At 62.2% G+C, this 16,800-nt stretch carries 16 protein-coding genes; 5 read left to right on the top strand and 11 right to left on the bottom strand.

Translation table 11 applies throughout. From position 1 onward, the window contains the following. Positions 1-41: 41 nt before the first annotated feature. The 3 genes from LQG66_RS25585 to tnpC form a co-directional block, all read right to left on the bottom strand. A complete protein-coding gene (locus LQG66_RS25585) occupies positions 42-1,286 on the bottom strand; it encodes a type II toxin-antitoxin system HipA family toxin (RefSeq protein WP_231318422.1) in 1,245 nt (414 codons plus the stop codon). Next, positions 1,283-1,597 (bottom strand): helix-turn-helix domain-containing protein, encoded by a 315-nt coding sequence (locus LQG66_RS25580; protein WP_231318421.1) that lies wholly within the window; start codon positions 1,595-1,597, stop codon positions 1,283-1,285. The genes LQG66_RS25585 and LQG66_RS25580 overlap by 4 nt, the downstream gene beginning before the upstream one ends. A gap of 1,146 nt (positions 1,598-2,743) precedes the next feature. After that, positions 2,744-4,372: an IS66 family transposase gene (tnpC, locus tag LQG66_RS25575; protein WP_231318420.1), complete on the bottom strand. Its 1,629-nt coding sequence runs from the start codon at positions 4,370-4,372 to the stop codon at positions 2,744-2,746. Here tnpC and LQG66_RS25570 point away from each other — a divergent pair. Together LQG66_RS25570 and LQG66_RS25565 are read left to right on the top strand one after the other, a co-directional pair. Further along, positions 4,365-4,895: a hypothetical protein gene (locus LQG66_RS25570; RefSeq protein WP_231318419.1), complete on the top strand. Its 531-nt coding sequence runs from the start codon at positions 4,365-4,367 to the stop codon at positions 4,893-4,895. The genes tnpC and LQG66_RS25570 overlap by 8 nt on opposite strands. Positions 4,896-4,898: 3 nt before the next feature. Next, positions 4,899-6,968, top strand: a complete 2,070-nt coding sequence (locus tag LQG66_RS25565; protein WP_231318418.1) for a recombinase family protein — start codon at positions 4,899-4,901, stop codon at positions 6,966-6,968. Positions 6,969-6,973: 5 nt separating this feature from the next. Here LQG66_RS25565 and tnpB read toward each other — a convergent pair whose 3' ends face one another. From tnpB to LQG66_RS25550, 3 genes are all read right to left on the bottom strand, one after another. Beyond that, entirely contained in the window at positions 6,974-7,282 is a 309-nt protein-coding gene (gene tnpB / locus LQG66_RS25560) for an IS66 family insertion sequence element accessory protein TnpB (RefSeq protein ID WP_231318417.1), read from the bottom strand. Then, a complete protein-coding gene (tnpA, locus tag LQG66_RS25555) occupies positions 7,279-7,644 on the bottom strand; it encodes an IS66-like element accessory protein TnpA (protein ID WP_231318416.1) in 366 nt (121 codons plus the stop codon). Before tnpA ends, tnpB begins: the two co-directional genes overlap by 4 nt. Before the next feature lie 173 nt (positions 7,645-7,817). Next, entirely contained in the window at positions 7,818-8,366 is a 549-nt protein-coding gene (locus LQG66_RS25550) for a hypothetical protein (RefSeq protein ID WP_231318415.1), read from the bottom strand. Positions 8,367-9,148: 782 nt separating this feature from the next. Here LQG66_RS25550 and LQG66_RS25545 point away from each other — a divergent pair. Genes LQG66_RS25545 through mobF form a run of 3 tightly spaced genes read left to right on the top strand, consistent with a single transcriptional unit; the run spans position 9,149 to position 12,411 of the window. Next, a complete protein-coding gene (locus tag LQG66_RS25545) occupies positions 9,149-9,469 on the top strand; it encodes a hypothetical protein (RefSeq protein WP_231318414.1) in 321 nt (106 codons plus the stop codon). After that, positions 9,466-11,277 carry a type IV secretion system DNA-binding domain-containing protein gene (locus tag LQG66_RS25540; RefSeq protein WP_231318413.1) on the top strand — a complete coding sequence of 604 codons (1,812 nt, stop codon included), beginning with the start codon at positions 9,466-9,468 and terminating at the stop codon, positions 11,275-11,277. The genes LQG66_RS25545 and LQG66_RS25540 overlap by 4 nt, the downstream gene beginning before the upstream one ends. 3 nt (positions 11,278-11,280) lie before the next feature. Next, positions 11,281-12,411: a MobF family relaxase gene (gene mobF, locus LQG66_RS25535; RefSeq protein ID WP_231318412.1), complete on the top strand. Its 1,131-nt coding sequence runs from the start codon at positions 11,281-11,283 to the stop codon at positions 12,409-12,411. A gap of 1,091 nt (positions 12,412-13,502) precedes the next feature. Here the strand turns inward: mobF and LQG66_RS25530 are convergent. The 5 genes from LQG66_RS25530 to LQG66_RS25510 all read right to left on the bottom strand — a co-directional run bounded on the left by LQG66_RS25530 (position 13,503) and on the right by LQG66_RS25510 (position 16,743). Further along, positions 13,503-14,018, bottom strand: a complete 516-nt coding sequence (locus tag LQG66_RS25530) for a S26 family signal peptidase (protein ID WP_231318411.1) — start codon at positions 14,016-14,018, stop codon at positions 13,503-13,505. After that, complete coding sequence (locus LQG66_RS25525) at positions 14,015-14,479, bottom strand: DUF2840 domain-containing protein (RefSeq protein ID WP_231318410.1); 465 nt, start codon at positions 14,477-14,479, stop codon at positions 14,015-14,017. The genes LQG66_RS25530 and LQG66_RS25525 overlap by 4 nt, the downstream gene beginning before the upstream one ends. Positions 14,480-14,771: 292 nt before the next feature. Then, positions 14,772-15,653 carry a replication initiator protein A gene (locus LQG66_RS25520; RefSeq protein WP_231327934.1) on the bottom strand — a complete coding sequence of 294 codons (882 nt, stop codon included), beginning with the start codon at positions 15,651-15,653 and terminating at the stop codon, positions 14,772-14,774. Positions 15,654-15,655: 2 nt separating this feature from the next. Continuing rightward, on the bottom strand, positions 15,656-15,958 hold the full coding sequence (locus tag LQG66_RS25515; protein WP_231318409.1) for a helix-turn-helix transcriptional regulator: 303 nt from the start codon (positions 15,956-15,958) through the stop codon (positions 15,656-15,658). 278 nt (positions 15,959-16,236) lie between these two features. After that, positions 16,237-16,743 (bottom strand): DUF2285 domain-containing protein, encoded by a 507-nt coding sequence (locus LQG66_RS25510; protein ID WP_231318408.1) that lies wholly within the window; start codon positions 16,741-16,743, stop codon positions 16,237-16,239. Positions 16,744-16,800 lie beyond the last annotated feature (57 nt).

The raw sequence follows: 16,800 nt of genomic DNA, 5'->3' as shown, positions 1-16,800 counted from the left end.
ATGGCGGGATCGGGTGATGCACATTTCGCGATCAGCGAACCTTAGGGATCAAGGATAAGTGCCATTTCTTCTATATGTGCATCGATCCGCGCGAGGACCTGCGCAGGCACGACGTCGCGCTCTGGAAGAACTGACCACTTGTCCCGCACAGCCGCCGCGGTTTCGGCTACAGCCGTCACCACAGCCCCTTCCGGAAGACGGCCGCGGTTGGCGAAATTGCGCCAGCGTTCTGGAGTCAGCGCCTTGAACGACTTTTCGCCGGCGAGGCTAAGGGCCAGCCCGTCCTTCGGAAGGTAGGGAATTGTTGAAAGCACATCGTAGACAGGCGACAGCGTTGGCGTCCGGCCATCTCCAGGATAGAGCAGCGACCAATTCTTGAGATGCATATCGCCGTTTCCAGTGATGGCGGTGAATGCGAGACGCCGCACAAACTCGATTGCGGAATCGAAGGAAACGCCGCTGGTGAGCGCTGCAGCGATATTGTGATACGCTGCGCCAGTATATTTCTCGGACGGATAGCGGCCGAAGACCTGCGCGAAGTCCTCCATATGCACGCGCGCGCCATCAGTGCCGCGGTCGAAGCGGCGGACAAGCAGCACCTTGCCCGTGGACATGGTGTTGAACTCTTCCGGAATGCCGGCGAACTCGGTCTTCTCGACGAGTTCGCGGGCCGGCACTTCCATTCCCAACGCTTCCGCCAAGGCCAGGATCGCGAATTCGTTTTCCGAGAGTCCAATGTGCGTGAGGGAAGGAAATTTCGCGATGTATTGCCCTTGCTCGTCGTCGACGGCGAGCGTGATCCCCCCCTCTTTTCCGGTGTTCTTCATCACGGAAAGCTTCATCTGAACACCGGCGAGCGAAAAGCGTGCTTTCTTCTTGCCGTCGGCCTCCGGGCCGACTGGAACGGGGATACCGTCACTTGGCAGGGCGCGTACCGCTCCGGGCAGGTTGGTTCCGAGCGCAGCCAGGAGATCGAAGTCGTTTCCCGGTCTGACTGACGCCGCGTGGTGCTTTTCCATAGCCTCACGGAGTTTCTCTTCGGGCAGCAGGTTCGCGAAGAACGGAGGCAGCGCCCCGCGTATAGGTTTGGGATCCCGCCGGAGGCCGCCGTCCGCCGAGCGAAGTGACAGGCTGAAGATCGGCGGATTGTTCATGCCTCGATAAGCGGGCAAGAGGTTGAACGCGTTGTAGTCGCCCGGCGTCCGGACGAGGGTGCCGACGGGAAGATTGCTCAATGAGATATCGAGCGATTGGATACGTGCAGCCGCGAGGACAGCCTGATTCATGACCGTTCTTCCTCTTCGACGTCTGACGTGAACGCAGGACGATCATCATCGTCGGCCGCGGGCTGCAGCATCGACTGAATGGCGGGCACCAGCGCCTGCGGGATCAACATCATTTCCATGCCAAGGGCCCGGGCGACGTTGACGAGTGTCGTTGCACGGGCGGCGGCGGCACCCGTTTCAATGTCGCGGTAGCGGGGTCTGCTGATGTTCGCCCGAAGGGCGATTTGCTCTTGGGACAAGCCAGCAGCCATTCGTGCTTTTCGAAAGCGCAAGCCGAGTTCCTTGAGCAGTGAATCTGGATCATGGGACATGATACGTTCTCGGATCATTTCGGAACAAATGATACCTAAACAGATCATTTCAACAGGTCAAGAAGAATCGTTTACAGATCTTTTATAGTGAAAATGATCCGTAAACGCATCATTTTGTGCTCCTGCCTAGTTTTCAGAAGCCGCGCTGAACGACCCGAGACACCCGAGCCTACCGCTGCACGCCAGTGGAATGAGCGCCGAACCCGGACCGGGGTGACGCTTCCAACGCCTGGCATGGGACTGATCCGACAGCTCACTTGCCCCACGCCCGGTCGATCTGCTGTTGCACCCAGCCGTCAAAGTCAGAAAGCGCTTCGATGCTTGAAAGGAACGCGCAAGCGAGTTGAAAGTAGTGTTGAGCGATAGGCCTGAGAATTGCCTCGTGACGCAGCCCGACGTGATACAGCTCACTACGATAAGCATGTGCTATCGTGATAAACTGTCTTCTCGGTGATTGCACCCACTTGTCTCATTACGGCCAGCTTCGGCTCGAAGTGATCGCTTACCGCCTCACGACGCATCTTGGGACTAAGTGGAGGCTTGTCTTTTCCAGCACCACGAGCAGCATATTGGTCGCACGACAGTGAATGAGTAGCTCTGTGGCGTTATCGATCAGGATCAGTGCCAAACGAATATTGATCGGTCGATCGATGGCGATCTCCGCCATCGCCATCTCTAACTGTTCAACGATCGTTGAAAAAAGATTTCACAGGTTATTGAACCTCACACCAATTCGTACTCTGCGAGATCCTGCGCTAACGCTTCCCAGAACGGCGTCTCAGGAGTGCGAGGCATTGTTGCATCGTCTGCTCGTCCCACAGCTATGCCCGCCTCGTCAGAGAGACGGCTGCATGAGAAAAACGTCGCAACGCGGACCGCGCCCGGATCAACCGGATGTTCACTACCGAATAGGCGCGCGCCAAATTAGGCCGCGCCTATCCCGAAATATTAGCCAGGGCAGCGAAGAAACGAAGATTCAAACCTCTGTGTCGAGGTACTAGTGATGGCTGCTGCGAGTTCTTCGGCCTCTGGGGGAGCGGAGATGTGGTCCGTTGATCGTGGTCGCAAGTCGGCGATATCGTACGCATCCGGTGAAGGCCGCAGGTTGGTCAGAGCTGGGCGGTCTGGTGGGGTGATCATAGCCGATCAGGCAGTGGCGGCGACGGCTGTGGCCTTCCAGGTCCAGGGAAGCAGGTCGGCGACCTTGCTGGCCGGATGATCGGGCAGCCTGGCGAGGACGTCGGCAAGCCACGCCTGCGGGTCGACGTTGTTGAGCTTCGCGGCCTGGATCAGCGTGTAGATTGCGGCGGCACGACGGCCGCCATCGTCGGAGCCGGCGAAGGTCCAGTTCTTGCGGCCGACGGCAACGGCGCGCAGTTCGCGTTCGGCGGCATTGTTGGTCATGCAAAGGCGGCCATCATCGAGGAAGCGTGTGAACACCTGCCAGCGCTTGAGGCTGTAGTCGATCGCCTTGGCGGTCTCGCTCTTGCCGGAGAGCTTGGCGCGGCGCTCGTGCAGGAATGCGTGCAGCGCTTCGACCAGCGGGCGGCTGCGCTCGTTGCGCACGGCCTTGCGCTGGTCGGCCGCCAGGCCATTGATCTCGCGCTCGATCGCGAACAGCTCATCGATCTGCGCGACCGCTTCGGTTGCGATCGGCGCCTTCTTCAGCCGTGCGATCTCGAAGAACTTGCGTCGTGCGTGGGCCCAGCAGCCGACCTCGATGATCGGGCCCGGCTTGCGCGAGGCCTCGTAGAGCCGGTTGAAGCCGGCATAGGCGTCCGCCTGCATCAGCCCGGCATAACCGGCAAGATGCGTCTCGGGATGTACGCCGCTGCGATCGGGCGAGTAGAAGAACAAGGCTGCAGGCGGCGCGTGCCCGGCGAAGGGACGATCGTCGCGGACATAGGTCCACACGCGCCCCGTGCGCGTCTTGCCCTTGGCCAGAACCGGCACTGTGGTGTCGTCGGCGTGGATGCGCTCGCCTGCGAGCACGTGCGCCTTGATCGCCTCGACCAGCGGCATCAATGTCGCTGCTGCGGCGCCGACCCAGTCGGCGAGCGTCGAGACGTCGAGCGCCACGCCCTCATGCGCATAGGTCGTGCTCTGCCGGGTGAGCGGCAGGTGCAGCCCGTATTTGGCGAACAGGATATGCGCCAGCAGGCGCGGCCCGGCGCGTCCACGTGAGATCGGATGGAACGGTGCCGGCGGCTGCGTGATCGCCTCGCAGGCGCGGCAGGAGAACTTCTCACGCACATGCTGGATCACCTTCCACTGCCGTGGCACGAGCTCCAGCGTCTCGGTCACGTCCTCGCCGATCTTGCGCAGCCTGTCGCCGCCGCAGCAGGAACAGGTGGCCGGCGCGGGATGCACGACGCGCTCGCGCGGCAGGTGCTCGGGCAACCGCCGCCGTGCCGGGCGCCGGCGCTCGAACGGACGCACGTCGATCTTCTCGGCCTTGGCCTGCTCAGCTGCCATCTGCGCCGCAGCTTCGGCCTCGGCGGCGTCCTCCTCGAGGTCGGCCAGTTCGAGCTCGAGCTGCTCGAGCACCGACGCGCGCTCCGACGACGGTCCGTACTGCTCATGCTTGAGCTTGGCGATCGTGAACTTCATCTGCTCGATCAGCAGCGTGCGGGCACGGACCTCGGCTTCGAGATTGCGCGCCTTGGCTTCTGCCGCGAGCTGGGCTGCCGTCGCCTTGGTGAGCGCCGCCTGGCCGGCGAGCACCAGCGCCTTCAGCGTCGTGACATCATCGGGGAGCGAATCGGCTGTGATCATCAACCAAGATGGAATCACAGCTCCGGCACGCGCGCATCAGCTACGTCACGTTCAAGCGCTCAACCAACAGCTTCCGGCCGCCACGTCCGCTGCGGATGCCGCCAGTCGATGCCTTCGAGCGAGGGCAATTAAAGGTACCCATAGGAGCCACGATGACGTGGCCGTTTGCGATGAGGTCGAGGTCGTCGACCCTCGCCATCCGCTCTACGGACGACGCTATCGCCTGATCTCGGTCGGCAAGGAATCGACCACGCGCGGAGCGTGCAAGGAGCCTTTCGCGCGTGTACATTATCGATTCGGTCTCACGCTTCTTTTGCCGCTCGGGGTGACAAATCTTGAGCGGAATACCTTGTCGCGCGCCGCGCCGACCAAGCTGGACCTCGACGCGCTGCAGGATCTCATCGCGTTGGCCGAAGAGAGCGAGGGCACATGCCCATCGAACCTCGACAGGTCTGGCGGAGCTTGCCGCAAGCGCTCCGGCAAGCGATCGCGGAAGATCTCGGCCAAGTCATGCGGGAGGTGAGCGATGGGCTCCGAACTCGTCAAACCGGATCACTTGGACCGCAGAGCAGTGGTGTATGTCCGGCAATCGACGCCGCACCAGGTGATCACAAATCAAGAGAGCCTGAGGCTTCAATACGCTCTCTCACAGCGCGCCCGCGACCTCGGATGGCGCGAGGCCGACATCGATGTGATCGATAGTGACCTTGGACAGAGCGGCGCCGGGGCAGCTCACAGAAAGGGCTTCAATGATCTCGTCGCTCGCGTCACCCTTGGTGAGATCGGCCTTATTCTATCCATCGACGTGACGCGCTTGGCGCGCAACTGTTCGGATTGGTACCCGTTACTCGACGTGTGCGGACATCGTCGCTGCCTGATCGCTGACCGTGATGGGATCTACGATCCCGGAACGCCGAATGGCCGTCTTCTGCTCGGATTGAAGGGCACGATCTCCGAGCTGGAGTTACACACGATCAGGAGCCGGATGACGACAGGGCTTCTGGCAAAAGCGGAACGCGGCGAATTGGCTTTGCAGCTGCCGGCGGGACTCGCGCGGGATCCGTCCGGCGTGGTCACAAAAGATCCGAATATCGAGGTGCAACAGCGCTTGCTGTTGCTCTTCGAGACGTTCCTGAAGGTACGGACGTCTGCGCAGGTTATGCGGGTCCTCGTAGGCCGCGGGCTGGCGCTGCCTCGTCACGATCGCCATGGGGATCTGCGCTGGCAGCCCGCGACGGTATCGGCCGTGACGGCGATTCTCAGGAATCCGGCCTATGCAGGGGCCTTCGTCTATGGAAGGACTTGGCAGAAGCCGTCCAGAGTACCAGGGGAACGTCCACAGAAGTCTCCGCGTCGTGGGAAGGACTGGAGGATCATGGTGAAGGACAAGTACCCTGCCTATATCGATTGGGAGACCTTCGAGAAGATCCAGGCCATGCTGTGCGACAACCGTGCTGAGTACCAGCACATCAAGAGCCGCGGCATTCCACGGGATGGAGCTGCCCTCCTGCACGGCATCACCTATTGCGGCGAGTGTGGACACAAGATGGCCGTGCGCTACAAGGGCGGCAGTCAGTACGTCTGCAACCACCTGAAGATCCAGCGTGGTGCTCCGGAATGCCAGAATCTGCGTGCAGCTCCAATCGATACCCAGGTTGCTGCAGCATTCCTGGAAGCAGTGGCGCCGGCAGAGATCGACGCGTTATCGAAAGCCCGGAAAGCGCATCAACACTCTGAAAGAGCCCTCCGCCTTGCAGAAGAACAGCAGATCGAGAGGCTTCGGTATCAGGCATCCCTTGCGGAACGTCAGTTCAATCGTGCCGATCCCGACAATCGATTGGTGACCGGCGAATTGGAGCGACGCTGGGAAGCGGCCTTGTTGGATTTGCGCCGAGCCGAGGATGGGTTAGCACAACGCAAGAGTCTCAAATCCAACGAGCCCGCAGGTGTTCCTCCTGATCTTCGCGCCAAAGTCGTAGCCCTCGGAAATCGCCTTCCAGCGCTGTGGAACGATCCGGCGACGCGCAGAGACCAGCGCAAAGCGCTTTTGCGGTGTCTCATCGATAAGGTTGTGTTGCGGCGATGCGAGCGCGACAAGGCTACGGTCCGTATCGTGTGGCGCGGCGGTGCAACGACAGAGCTCGTGGTGACGCTGCCCGTCAATGCTGTTACAGCCTTGCCCCGATATCGGGAAATGATCGAGCGCATCTGCACGCTCGCCAACGAGGGGCGGTCCGACGACGAGATCGCGCTCATACTGACAACGGAAGGACATCACTCACCGTGGGAAACGGACAAAGTTATCCCGGCCACGGTGCAAGGCATTCGCCTCAAGAACCGTATAAAGATCCAGCGTCGCCAGACACGTTGGCCTGCAATCCCTGGTAATCTCACCGTTACTAAATTGGCAGATCGCATGCAGATTCCTGCCAAGTGGATCTACGTCCAGCTTCGCTGTGGACGTATTGTGACCACGCGTGAACACTCCGGCCGCTTCCTGTTCCCGGACAGCAGGGACGCTCTGAAAGCGGTTCGCCAATTGCGAAACCACCGTGTCGAGAAGATCGATTTGAGGGAGCATCATCATGAAAAGTAGGGGCATCAACAACAGCCCTCGAGCAGATATGCAAGCTGCGCCGGCGTGATCGTCACCGCTCCGTCCGCAGCTTGCGGCCAGATGAATCGGCCGCGCTCCAGGCGCTTGGCGAACAGGCACATGCCTTGGCCGTCATGCCACAGCACCTTGATCAGCCCGCCGCTGCGGCCGCGGAACACGAACAGATGGCCGCCATGCGGATCGCGCTTCAGCGTCTCCTGGACCAGTAGCGCCAGACCGTCGAAGCCCTTGCGCATGTCGGTATGGCCGGTCGCAAGCCAGACCTGAGTGCCGGAGGGAATCGGGATCGTCATCGCGAACCCGCCCGAAGCGCCGCGATCACCGCCGTCACCGTCGCGGCATCGGCCGCGCCGCTGATCCGGATCTTCGTATCCGCCCCGAGCTCGACTTCGATCAGCCCCTGCGTCGGAGCTGCCGCTGCGTGAGGATCGGCTACGATCGTCACGGCGGCGAAGCCGGGCGCGGCAGCCTCCTTTCCGCACAGCTGCTGGCGCCAGCGAAACACCTGGCTGGAATGCACACCGAACGCCCGCGCCACTCCAAGGATCGTCGCTCCCGGCTGCAGCGCCGCAGCGACGACGCGCTCCTTATCCGCCCGTGACCAATGCCGCCGGCGCTGCTCCGACGTGATCACTTCCACTTCCGCTTTGGTCATAGGACTAGCTCCAGGACTAGTCCTATGGCTTCTCCAAGCGCTAGCTTTGGCGCAAGGCGGCCCTCACCGGGGGCTTACGCGATATCCGCCCCGCCGTTTCGTTCAGCGGTGTCTCGATTGGTTTAACCAAGACTTCGTTTCCACATCTCACTCATCGGAAAGCGCGCAACGCGTTATCGCAAATCCACAGCACGACACGGAGTGGTGAGTCCCGTGGCCGCACAAATCGCGCGTTCAGTCGAGAGCAGCAGGAGCCGGTAGCCATCCTCCTCGTAAAGGGGATACTGACCAACTTCGTAGCACTGGCGCACATACTGTAGTGCTGCGGCCGCTCCTTTCAGGCTTTCCGGCACGGTGATCGCGAGCCGGCGCGAGGCCTTCATCTCAGCACGACCGAGAGCTCCTTCGGCCTCGCAGAGGCTCGCCAATTTGGCCTCCAGCTCGGCCCGGCGGCCACTGGGCGCACTCCGCAGCTCGCGCTCAGTGGCGTCCTGCTCGGCGAGCAAGCGCCCCAGTTCCTCGAAGGCCCGACGGTGACCCTCGATGGCTTCGAGGATCGGGTCGGGCGCATTTGAAACAAGAACGCCTTCGGCCCGTGAGGCGGTGATGACCCTGGTCAGGATGGCGGCGCCCGCGGCGGTGACGAACTGCCGCCGCCGAACGGCCGGGCCGCCAGGAAAGATTAAACAACTTGTGGTATAGGCAGAATCAGCCTGAGACATGGTCTACTCCATGTTGAGGGTTAGGCTCGTGCAGGTGTTACCAGCACCTGTGCGGGCCGCTTGCCTGGCCTGTCTCGGCCAGTGCCAAGAATCGAATCACGGCAGATTCGTTGCGTCAATGGATATGAGCGACTTTCGGCGATCCGGGACGTGCGAGAATTGTTCGCCGACGAGGCTTCCGAGAACCTCTCGCTTGGATTTCAACCGACCAAATGATCGATGTCGTGGGAAAAGCTGGACGCGGGCCTCGGCTCTCTTGCGCTCTCTGCATTTGTCATTCGAGCTATCGCGACAACTTGGCGGCAGGACTTCCCTCCGGCATCGAAGCCGAGCATCTGCGGCTCGGCGCTCCCACGTATTGTTCATGTGGGCGCGTTCTGATTGGCAGCATTGGCCGTCGCCGCGATTCTGATCATTTGATGGTGAATGCAAGAGCATCGCTATCGTACAGCAGAGAGCATCAGCATACGCGATGCGAGATTGGCGCGGAAACGACGTAGTTCTTGCGAACCCGAGTGTTTCCCGCCGATCGTACGATCCTCAGCCCTGCGATACAGAAATAACGTATTGCTTGAACGACATCCCGTCCGGGGCGACAACCGAACCCGATCGATGTTGCTCGCTGATTCAGACCTTCGGCCGGTGAGCTCTGCCGCTCTTTGCTTCAAACCGTCATAGCATGAGCATGCTGCTAGTACGTTGCAGGATAACGGCCGGTATCAAGCGGCGCCTCTGGTTGGGTTCGTGATCGATCGCCTCGGCAACTCTATTGAGGCATTCTCATGATAGTCAAGACAAGACCAATCTCGATCCGTCTCGCAGCGAGCGAGATAGAACGGATTCGTGCACGCGCTCACAGGCTTTCAGCCAACATCAGCGGCGTCGCCCGCGACCTGATCCGCACCGGGCTTGCTGGCGGCGACAACAAGGCGCTCGCCGGTCGCTTGATGCGGATCGAGCGGCAAATCGTCGCTCTCGAACAGCAAGCTCTAGAGACGCACGCCCGGATCCAGTCGGTCGACAAGGCTGCGCGTGACCTGCTTGCGATGTTTGAGGCTCTATTGAAAGCCCTGAGCGGCGAAAGCTCCGGGAGGGCAGCATGACCCGGCGTTTACGGATCATCAGCTTCCTCGCTGCGATGGGCTGCTTTGCGATTGGGGCGACCATATCGTATCTCGGGTTTGAGGTCTGGCCGCCAAGCGCCACGCTGGCAGACAGCCACAGCGCTGAATTCAAGCCAGCAGACATCCAAATCTGCATCAGAGGGCGTGGCCTGGCCTGGCTGGGAGACAGCTCCGGCGAGGCATATTGGCAGGCTTGCCGAGACTGGCTCACGCGATATCAAGCTTTGACCGGCTTCGAGTTTCGTTTCTGGAGCGTCATCGGTACCAGTCTTGCGGGGCTGGTGGCGCTGTTCGGCTTTGCACTCAGCCTTCGGCTGGATTCAGTCTCGCTTGAGGTCCTTCGCGGCGCACGACTGCAAGCCGGCAGCGGCGGCCTGAGGGCCTTTGGCAAGGCCGCAGCCGCCGAGTGCCAGGTCCACGGCAAGGGCGTTGCACTGGTGCCATCCATTCCGCTGGGGCGAGAGCGGGAGGCGCGGCACTTCCTGATCGTGGGCAGCGTCGGCGGCGGCAAGACCCAGACCATGCTGCACCTGATCAGTGAAGCCCTTTCGCGCGGGGATGGCCTCCTCGTGCTCGACACCAAGGGCGACATGATGGGCGGGCTTCCCGCTGATGGAGACCCCCTCCTCGTCGCCCCCCACGACCGAAGGTCGCTGGTCTGGGACGTCGCAGCCGACTGCAGCATCAAGCAAGACGCCCGCGAGCTCGCCGCCCGCTTCATTCCGCCAAGTTCCGATCCGATGTGGTCGCAGGCTGCACAGGAGATCTTCGTCGCTTGTATCGTCTATCTCCAGGCGACCAGGGGCAAAGAGTGGGGGTGGGCTGATCTGCAACGAGTCGTGACCGCTGATGTGGGCAAGCTCGCAGCGTACGCCAAGGATCACAATCCCAATGCGCTGCGACTGCTCGACCAGCCGGAAAGCAAGACCACGCTCAGCATCCTGACCACCTTCCAGACCCACATGCAGATTGTCTCGGTCCTGGCAGAAGCATGGTCCGACCCAACGGCCGGGCGGTTTTCGATCCGCAACTGGCTGCATCACCCAACGCCGTTTCGTCCATTGATCCTACAACACGACCCCGGGTATCCCGAGCTATCGCGGATCTGGATCGGCAGCATGCTCGGCCTGCTGGCATCAGCCGTTGGAAGTCCCACCCTGGCCGAAAGCCGCGAACGGCGGGTTTGGCTGTTCCTCGATGAATTCCCGCAGCTGCCGCCGATCAAGCAGTTTCCAACCTTCCTCGAGCTCGGCCGCTCCAAGGGTGTTGCCGTCGTCATCGGCGCCCAGGACACCGCTCAGATCCGCGCCGTCTACGGTCAGGACCAAGCGAAGTCCTGGTTCGGCATGACCGGCACCAAGATCATTACCCGGATCAATGCCAGCGAAGCGGCGGAGGACATCAGCCGCCTCATCGGTGAGCAGGAGGTCGAGCGCCGCACGAAGAGCTCAACCCACGCCGGCGGCAAGACCAGCGTCACCGAGAGCACCCAGCGCGAGATGCGCCGGGTGATCACGGCATCCGAGCTTGGCTCGCGTCTCGGCCCCACCAAGGACGGCGTGCGGATCCTGTTCATCGGACTTGGCGAGGACGTCTACGAGTTGGAGCTGCCCTATCTCAAGCTGCGACAACTGCGGGAGCCGATCATGCCCGCGGATTGGACCCGCCCGTTCTCTAGAGTGAGGCTATCGGAAGCAGCCAATGATGAAGCTGATCCAGATCCAACGCCGGCACCTGCCCGCCTCACGAAGGACTTGGCGGCACAAATCCTCAAGCGGCGGGAGTAAGCCATGGTGGCGTCGATCTCTGCCCGCGGAAACGCCGCTTCAGCCTCCCGCTACTACAGCCATCTGCAGCGCGACGACTATTACAGCCGTGATGGCGAGCCACCCGGCCGCTGGACCGGCAAAGCGGCCGAACGGCTCAGCCTCGACGGGCCGGTCACACAGACAGAGTTCGACACCGCGCTGCGGGGGATCGATCCCAAGACCGGCGAGCGGCTGGCGCAGCTCGGCGGCCGCGGCCGCGAGCACGCGGCCGGCTGGGACATGACCTTCAGCGCCCCCAAATCGGTCTCGGTGCTCTGGGCGCTCTCCGAGGCTCCCGAGCGCCAGATGATCGCGCAGGCTCATCGGTCGGCCGTGCTGGCGGCATCCGCTCAGCTGGAAGCCACCGCCGGCTGGGCCAGGCGTGGCCGGGCTGGAGCCATACGAGAGCGAACCGCGGGGCTGCTGATGGCGCAGTTCGATCACCACACTAGCCGCGAATCCGACCCGCAGCTGCACACCCACACATTCATTTTCAACCTCGCCCCGCGCCGCGACGGCAGTTGGGGCGCCATCGTCAGCCGCGAGCTCTACAAGGCCCAGAAGCAGGCCGGCGCAACCTACCGCCAAGCCATGGCTTCAGAGCTCGAACGGCAAGGCATCCGGCTGGAGCGGCAGAAGGACACGTTCCGCGTGGCGGCCATCCCGCGCCATGTCGAGCGTACCTTCTCCAAGCGGCGGCAGGCGATCGAGGAAGCCGCGAAGGCCCATGGCTACAGCACGCCAAAGGGCATGGAGCTGGCGACCCTACGCACGCGCCGCCCCAAGCAGGACGCCAAGCTCAGCGAACTCATCGGCCATTGGCAAGCCGAGGCCAAGGCGCTGGGCTTTGATCTCGGCAGGAGCCTTGATCACATGCACGCCACCACCAGCGGCCGTTCTCACGCAGACCTCCCAGGAGGGCGAGCCCGGGCTCACTCGCCGATCGCTCAACCATCGCCGCCGACAGCTTTGGCAGCAGGTCAGCCAACCCAGCACCACAGCGCCGCTCAACTCGGCTCCCGCCTCGGCCAGGTCCTGCGCACGTTGGATCAGCCGGCCGGCATGTCTGGCGTCAGGATCAAGCTCCGCTACCGCGGGCACGAGCGGGATTGACCGAGAGCCGGGAAGACAAATTGGACGTTGCCTCTCGGGCCTGCAGCGGCTGCCGGATCGCGCAAGCGGGATTGCCGGCCCGCGAACCCCCTGCGCGCATCGCGATCGATCTGCAGCACTCAGGAAGCGATCTGCGAACTTCACTGCAGATCGCTAGAGCCGACAGTTTTGGGGGCGCTAAACCGAGGCAAACTCTCCATGCATCGAGAGCGAGACCAGCAATTCCGTTCGTAAACGCGCCGAAACGCCGGCAAGTGATTGACGAACCTTGATTTGTCGATCCTCCGGCAAGACTGCCGTATTCACTCGGGCCTGGTTGTGTAAACATCGACCGAAGAGAACTTTTTATTTCACCCCAATGAGATAGCCGCATGCGGCCCGCGAAGCGTCAGCACCGGAGGTGCATAGGGTGTGAAAACTTCTTCCTTCTCTTCCCTGAACCTTTTCATTGCCTTTCCCCGCTTCTGAAGTAGCCCAGTCCGAGCCGGCGAGAACATACAGCTGTTGCAATAGATGCGTTGATAAGGTCGCGATCACGCTGCAACAAACAGGCTTTCCGAGTGCGCAATTCGTGCAGCCTCATTGCAGAAGGCTCCGCGAGAGCGCCGGTGGCGCCGCTGCACGAGAATGTGAATGTCTTGGTTGCCTCGCGCAAACCGATTGCGGCTCAGGGCGCAAGTCGAGGCTGAGGATCGTCATCCCCTAACGTGGGGTTACGACGCTGCAGCGCCACCAAAGTCAAGGTTGAGTCTGCTTCTAGCACGTGGTGACCTCGGCGCTCCTACTGACTTTTTGCCGGGCCGCTGTAAATCAGATGTCCGTCTTCGGTACCCTGTCGGAGCCCAAACTGAGCAGAGTACATGCAGAAATCGCTACAAACGAGTAGGCGGAACAGGCGTGCGACTCGCGGCAATTCCGGCGCCATCTGCATGACTGCCATGGTTCGCAACTCCGCGATTTTCTCGTTCAGGTAACGACCAGCTTTGCAGGCCCGCCCGGCGCAAAATGCGCAGGCGAGGTGCATTGCGCAAGCGTTCCGAACCACGGCGGCGACACTCCAGATCGAACAGTTCATTTGCATGCCGAGTGTATCATGATGGCTCCCTGGTCCACAGGGGAACTGCACGTCCGATGACATCCGACCTCGCAGTCAGACCAAAATAGCGGCCGTCCAGCGAACTGTCCGACTGCCAATTCATAAGGAAGAGCTGATCATCGCCAATGATCCGACAGCCGTGCCAGTCCGGCAGCGGCCGGCCACGGCTGTCGCTCTGCAGCGCGACACCGACCTCGACGTCATCGACCGCGATTGCATGGTCGCGGCGGCAAACGGTCTGGCCGGGAAGAGCGAGAACACGCTTCAACATCGGCACTCCCTTGGGCAGGTATCTGCCGTCAGCGAGCCATTCGGCCAGCGCATCCTGCGGGCGGACGACGACGAGTTCGGTGACGTACCATTCGCGGAGCGGCTGCACCGTGTAGAGCCCTATCGGGACGCTTTCGGATGCGTTCCAGATCAACAGCGGACGTGGTCGGGGCTGCCCAGCTCCGACCAATAGCGAAGCGCCGGCAAACATGGCGACGAGGATCTGGAGCCGCCTTGTCATGGCATGACGCTCCGACGATGGAGCCACGCGCGGTTCCGCAGTGGCGTGTACGGACGCGGCGGCTCGTTGCTCGCCAGGCGGTTCTGAACGTGCCGCCAGTGATCCGGTGCGACGTCCACTGGATCGATGCCGAGCGCCTCGATCGCGTCGATGTGCTGCAGCACCCGCTCGACCTTCGGCCAGCCGAACGCCTGCAGCAGAATGGCCGCACCAGGATCGACGAATGGCACGGTCGCGCATGCCTCGCCGGCCCGCACGGCCTGCAGAATGTCGATCCGCGACAGCACGGTGCCGTAGTCGTTCGACGACCAGTGGACGAACGCAAAGACACTACCAGGTATGAACGAGAATTCTCGGCGATAGTGATCGAGCCGCAGCTCCTGCACGGTTCGGCCGAAGCGGATGCGGTTCTCGATCTTCCCTTGCAGCCATAGCAGCTGGACGCGCGTCAGCTCGCTCATCGGATCATCTCTCGCTTGAACGGGGTCTGGATGGCGCTGAGCGCACGGCACGGGCCCACAAGGGGCGTCTCAAACGTTCCCGATGGCCACCAGCGCGAGGGCATCAAGCTCCCATAGCTGCGGCACAGACGGAGCCCGTTAGACAAAATCCGAAGGATTTTGCAGTTAGGTAAGTTAGAGGGCCGAAATCGCGCGACAAGCCAGAGGCTTAAGCCCGATTTTGGTCCCCGATAGCATGAGGATCCGGTCCCCGATGGCACGAGTCTTCCGGTCCCCGATAGCACGAGACTATTCACAGCTTGTCCACCACAGGGCTCGAGCGATGATGCTTGGCGAAGCGCCGAGCGATGGGGTCCGTGACGGCGGCCGCGAAGTTCAGCCGCTCGGTTCCGTCCGGATCGCGCGTGAGCACGAGCTCGTAGCCCGGCAATGTCTGGCGGCGGACGATCTCGCGGAGGTCGTAGGCGAAATGCTTGAGCGGCGAGAGGCTGCCGGACTTGGCATGGAGATAACCGAGGTCGAAGCTCCAGCCGCCGTCCTGGTGACCGCCATGCTTGCGCACGAGACGATAAAGCCAGCGCTCCAAACCGCCCGTCAGCGCGAAATATTGGCGGTCGATCGTCAGCACGAGCGCATCGTCAATCACGCCCGAATAGAACCAATCCGGCAGGATCAGCTGCAGACCGGACGGCTTTCCGTGTGCGTCTGCCGTCTCTTTCCACTCGTTGATCCAGGAGAAGCGATGCCGCCGGCGCTCCGTCGGCTGGCGGATCGAGGTCAGCACGGTCGTCGACTGCAGACGGTCGAGACCTGCTTTCAGACGGTCATAGTCGCGCAGGCCGGTGCCACGACCGACGAACGTCAGAATCTCGTAGGGCGTGGCTGCCATCAGGCGCGACGTCTTCAGTCCGGCGTCACGCGCTTCGACGATCTGCGACGCCGCCCAGATCAGAACGTCCGCATCCCAGATGGTCGCCATGCCGTGCTCGGGGACTGCCTCGACGCGGATTGCGACAGATCCCGCGCGGAAATCGATCGGCACCACGCGCTTGCTCTTTGCGAGTGAGAAGAACGGATAGGCCATCAGATCCTGCGCATCACGCGGCGCCAGATCACCAGGCAGGGCGCGAAACAGATCGAGCTGCGCGCGCTCGGATTTGCGCAAATGCCGCATGCTCAAGCGCGCCCCGTCCGCGCGGCACGACGCTCCTTGCCGGCATAGGGAATGAGACCGGGATGCTTCTTGGCCGGCAGAACCGTGCCCTGCCCGGGATCGGCCGTCGACGTCTTGGTGCCACGGTCAGCCCAGGTTTTGAGGTCATCGAGCGCGTAGACGACGCGGCCGCCGATCTTGCGATAGGTCGGACCGGTGCCATAGGTCCGGTGCTTTTCCAATGTGCGGCCGGACAGGCCGAGGTAGCGTGCAGCCTCAGGCGTTCTAAGAAAGCGTGGCGGCAGACCGGCCATCGGATCGGACATGGGGCAACTCCTGGACTGCAGGGCGCAGCAACGAAAAGCGTTGCGCGTCGACGGTCACAGTGGAGGAGCAGTGCCAAAAGGAGGGATGCCGAAGATCAGAGGCGCGTTTTCGGCACCCCCTAGCATCCCCTGCTATCGACCTCCTTGAATGTCCCGGATCGCAATATCATCCACGTGCGACGGGGGAGCCGAATCGAGCGGACGGTACGGCTTAGGAAATCGTTGATATTCCGCGCGCGCGGACGGGCTGGTCTTGGACAGCCGGGACCAAGTGCTATCTATTTTCCCCTGCGGCGCGGACGCAGCAGATCGCGATAGCCACCTCGCATCATCCGCAGACCCAATTGCACCAGGCGAATGGTTCGACTGCGAAGGTCGTGCGTCTTCCAGGTTCGCCCGGGGACGCGTGCGGGTCCGAACATCACTTCGGCGATAGTGCGATACGAAGCGCCCTCGAGGTGACCGTCAAGCGCACGAAGCGCCAGCGCAAGACGCGCACGTTGCGGCGGCGTAAGGCCGTCCAGAGTCGGCCCTAACGACTTATCGTTCAGCGCCCGCCAGAGCCTCTGGGCGGCACGGGCGCGTGCTTCGAAGTGCTCGTCGAGCGGCAGCTTGACGCTGTACGTGATGCGCTTGACGGGCTCGGTCGGCAACCATAGACGGTGCGTTCCGCCGCCAAGCGACAACACGACATGCCAGCCATCCGAAGCCGCGCGCAATCGGTCTCGCGAAAGCTCAGTCAGATCCAACGACGCGGCGGACGTCGGCCGCGCCATCTGGTCCATCGACAAGACTGTTGGCAGCGTCTCTGGCGCCCAAAAAATCGGTTGGGCATCGAACGC

The sequence above is a fragment of the Bradyrhizobium ontarionense genome, from assembly GCF_021088345.1.
GTDB lineage: Bacteria > Pseudomonadota > Alphaproteobacteria > Rhizobiales > Xanthobacteraceae > Bradyrhizobium > Bradyrhizobium ontarionense.
Note: the sequence above shows the minus strand (reverse complement) of the source record. Positions and strands in the feature narration are given on the sequence as shown.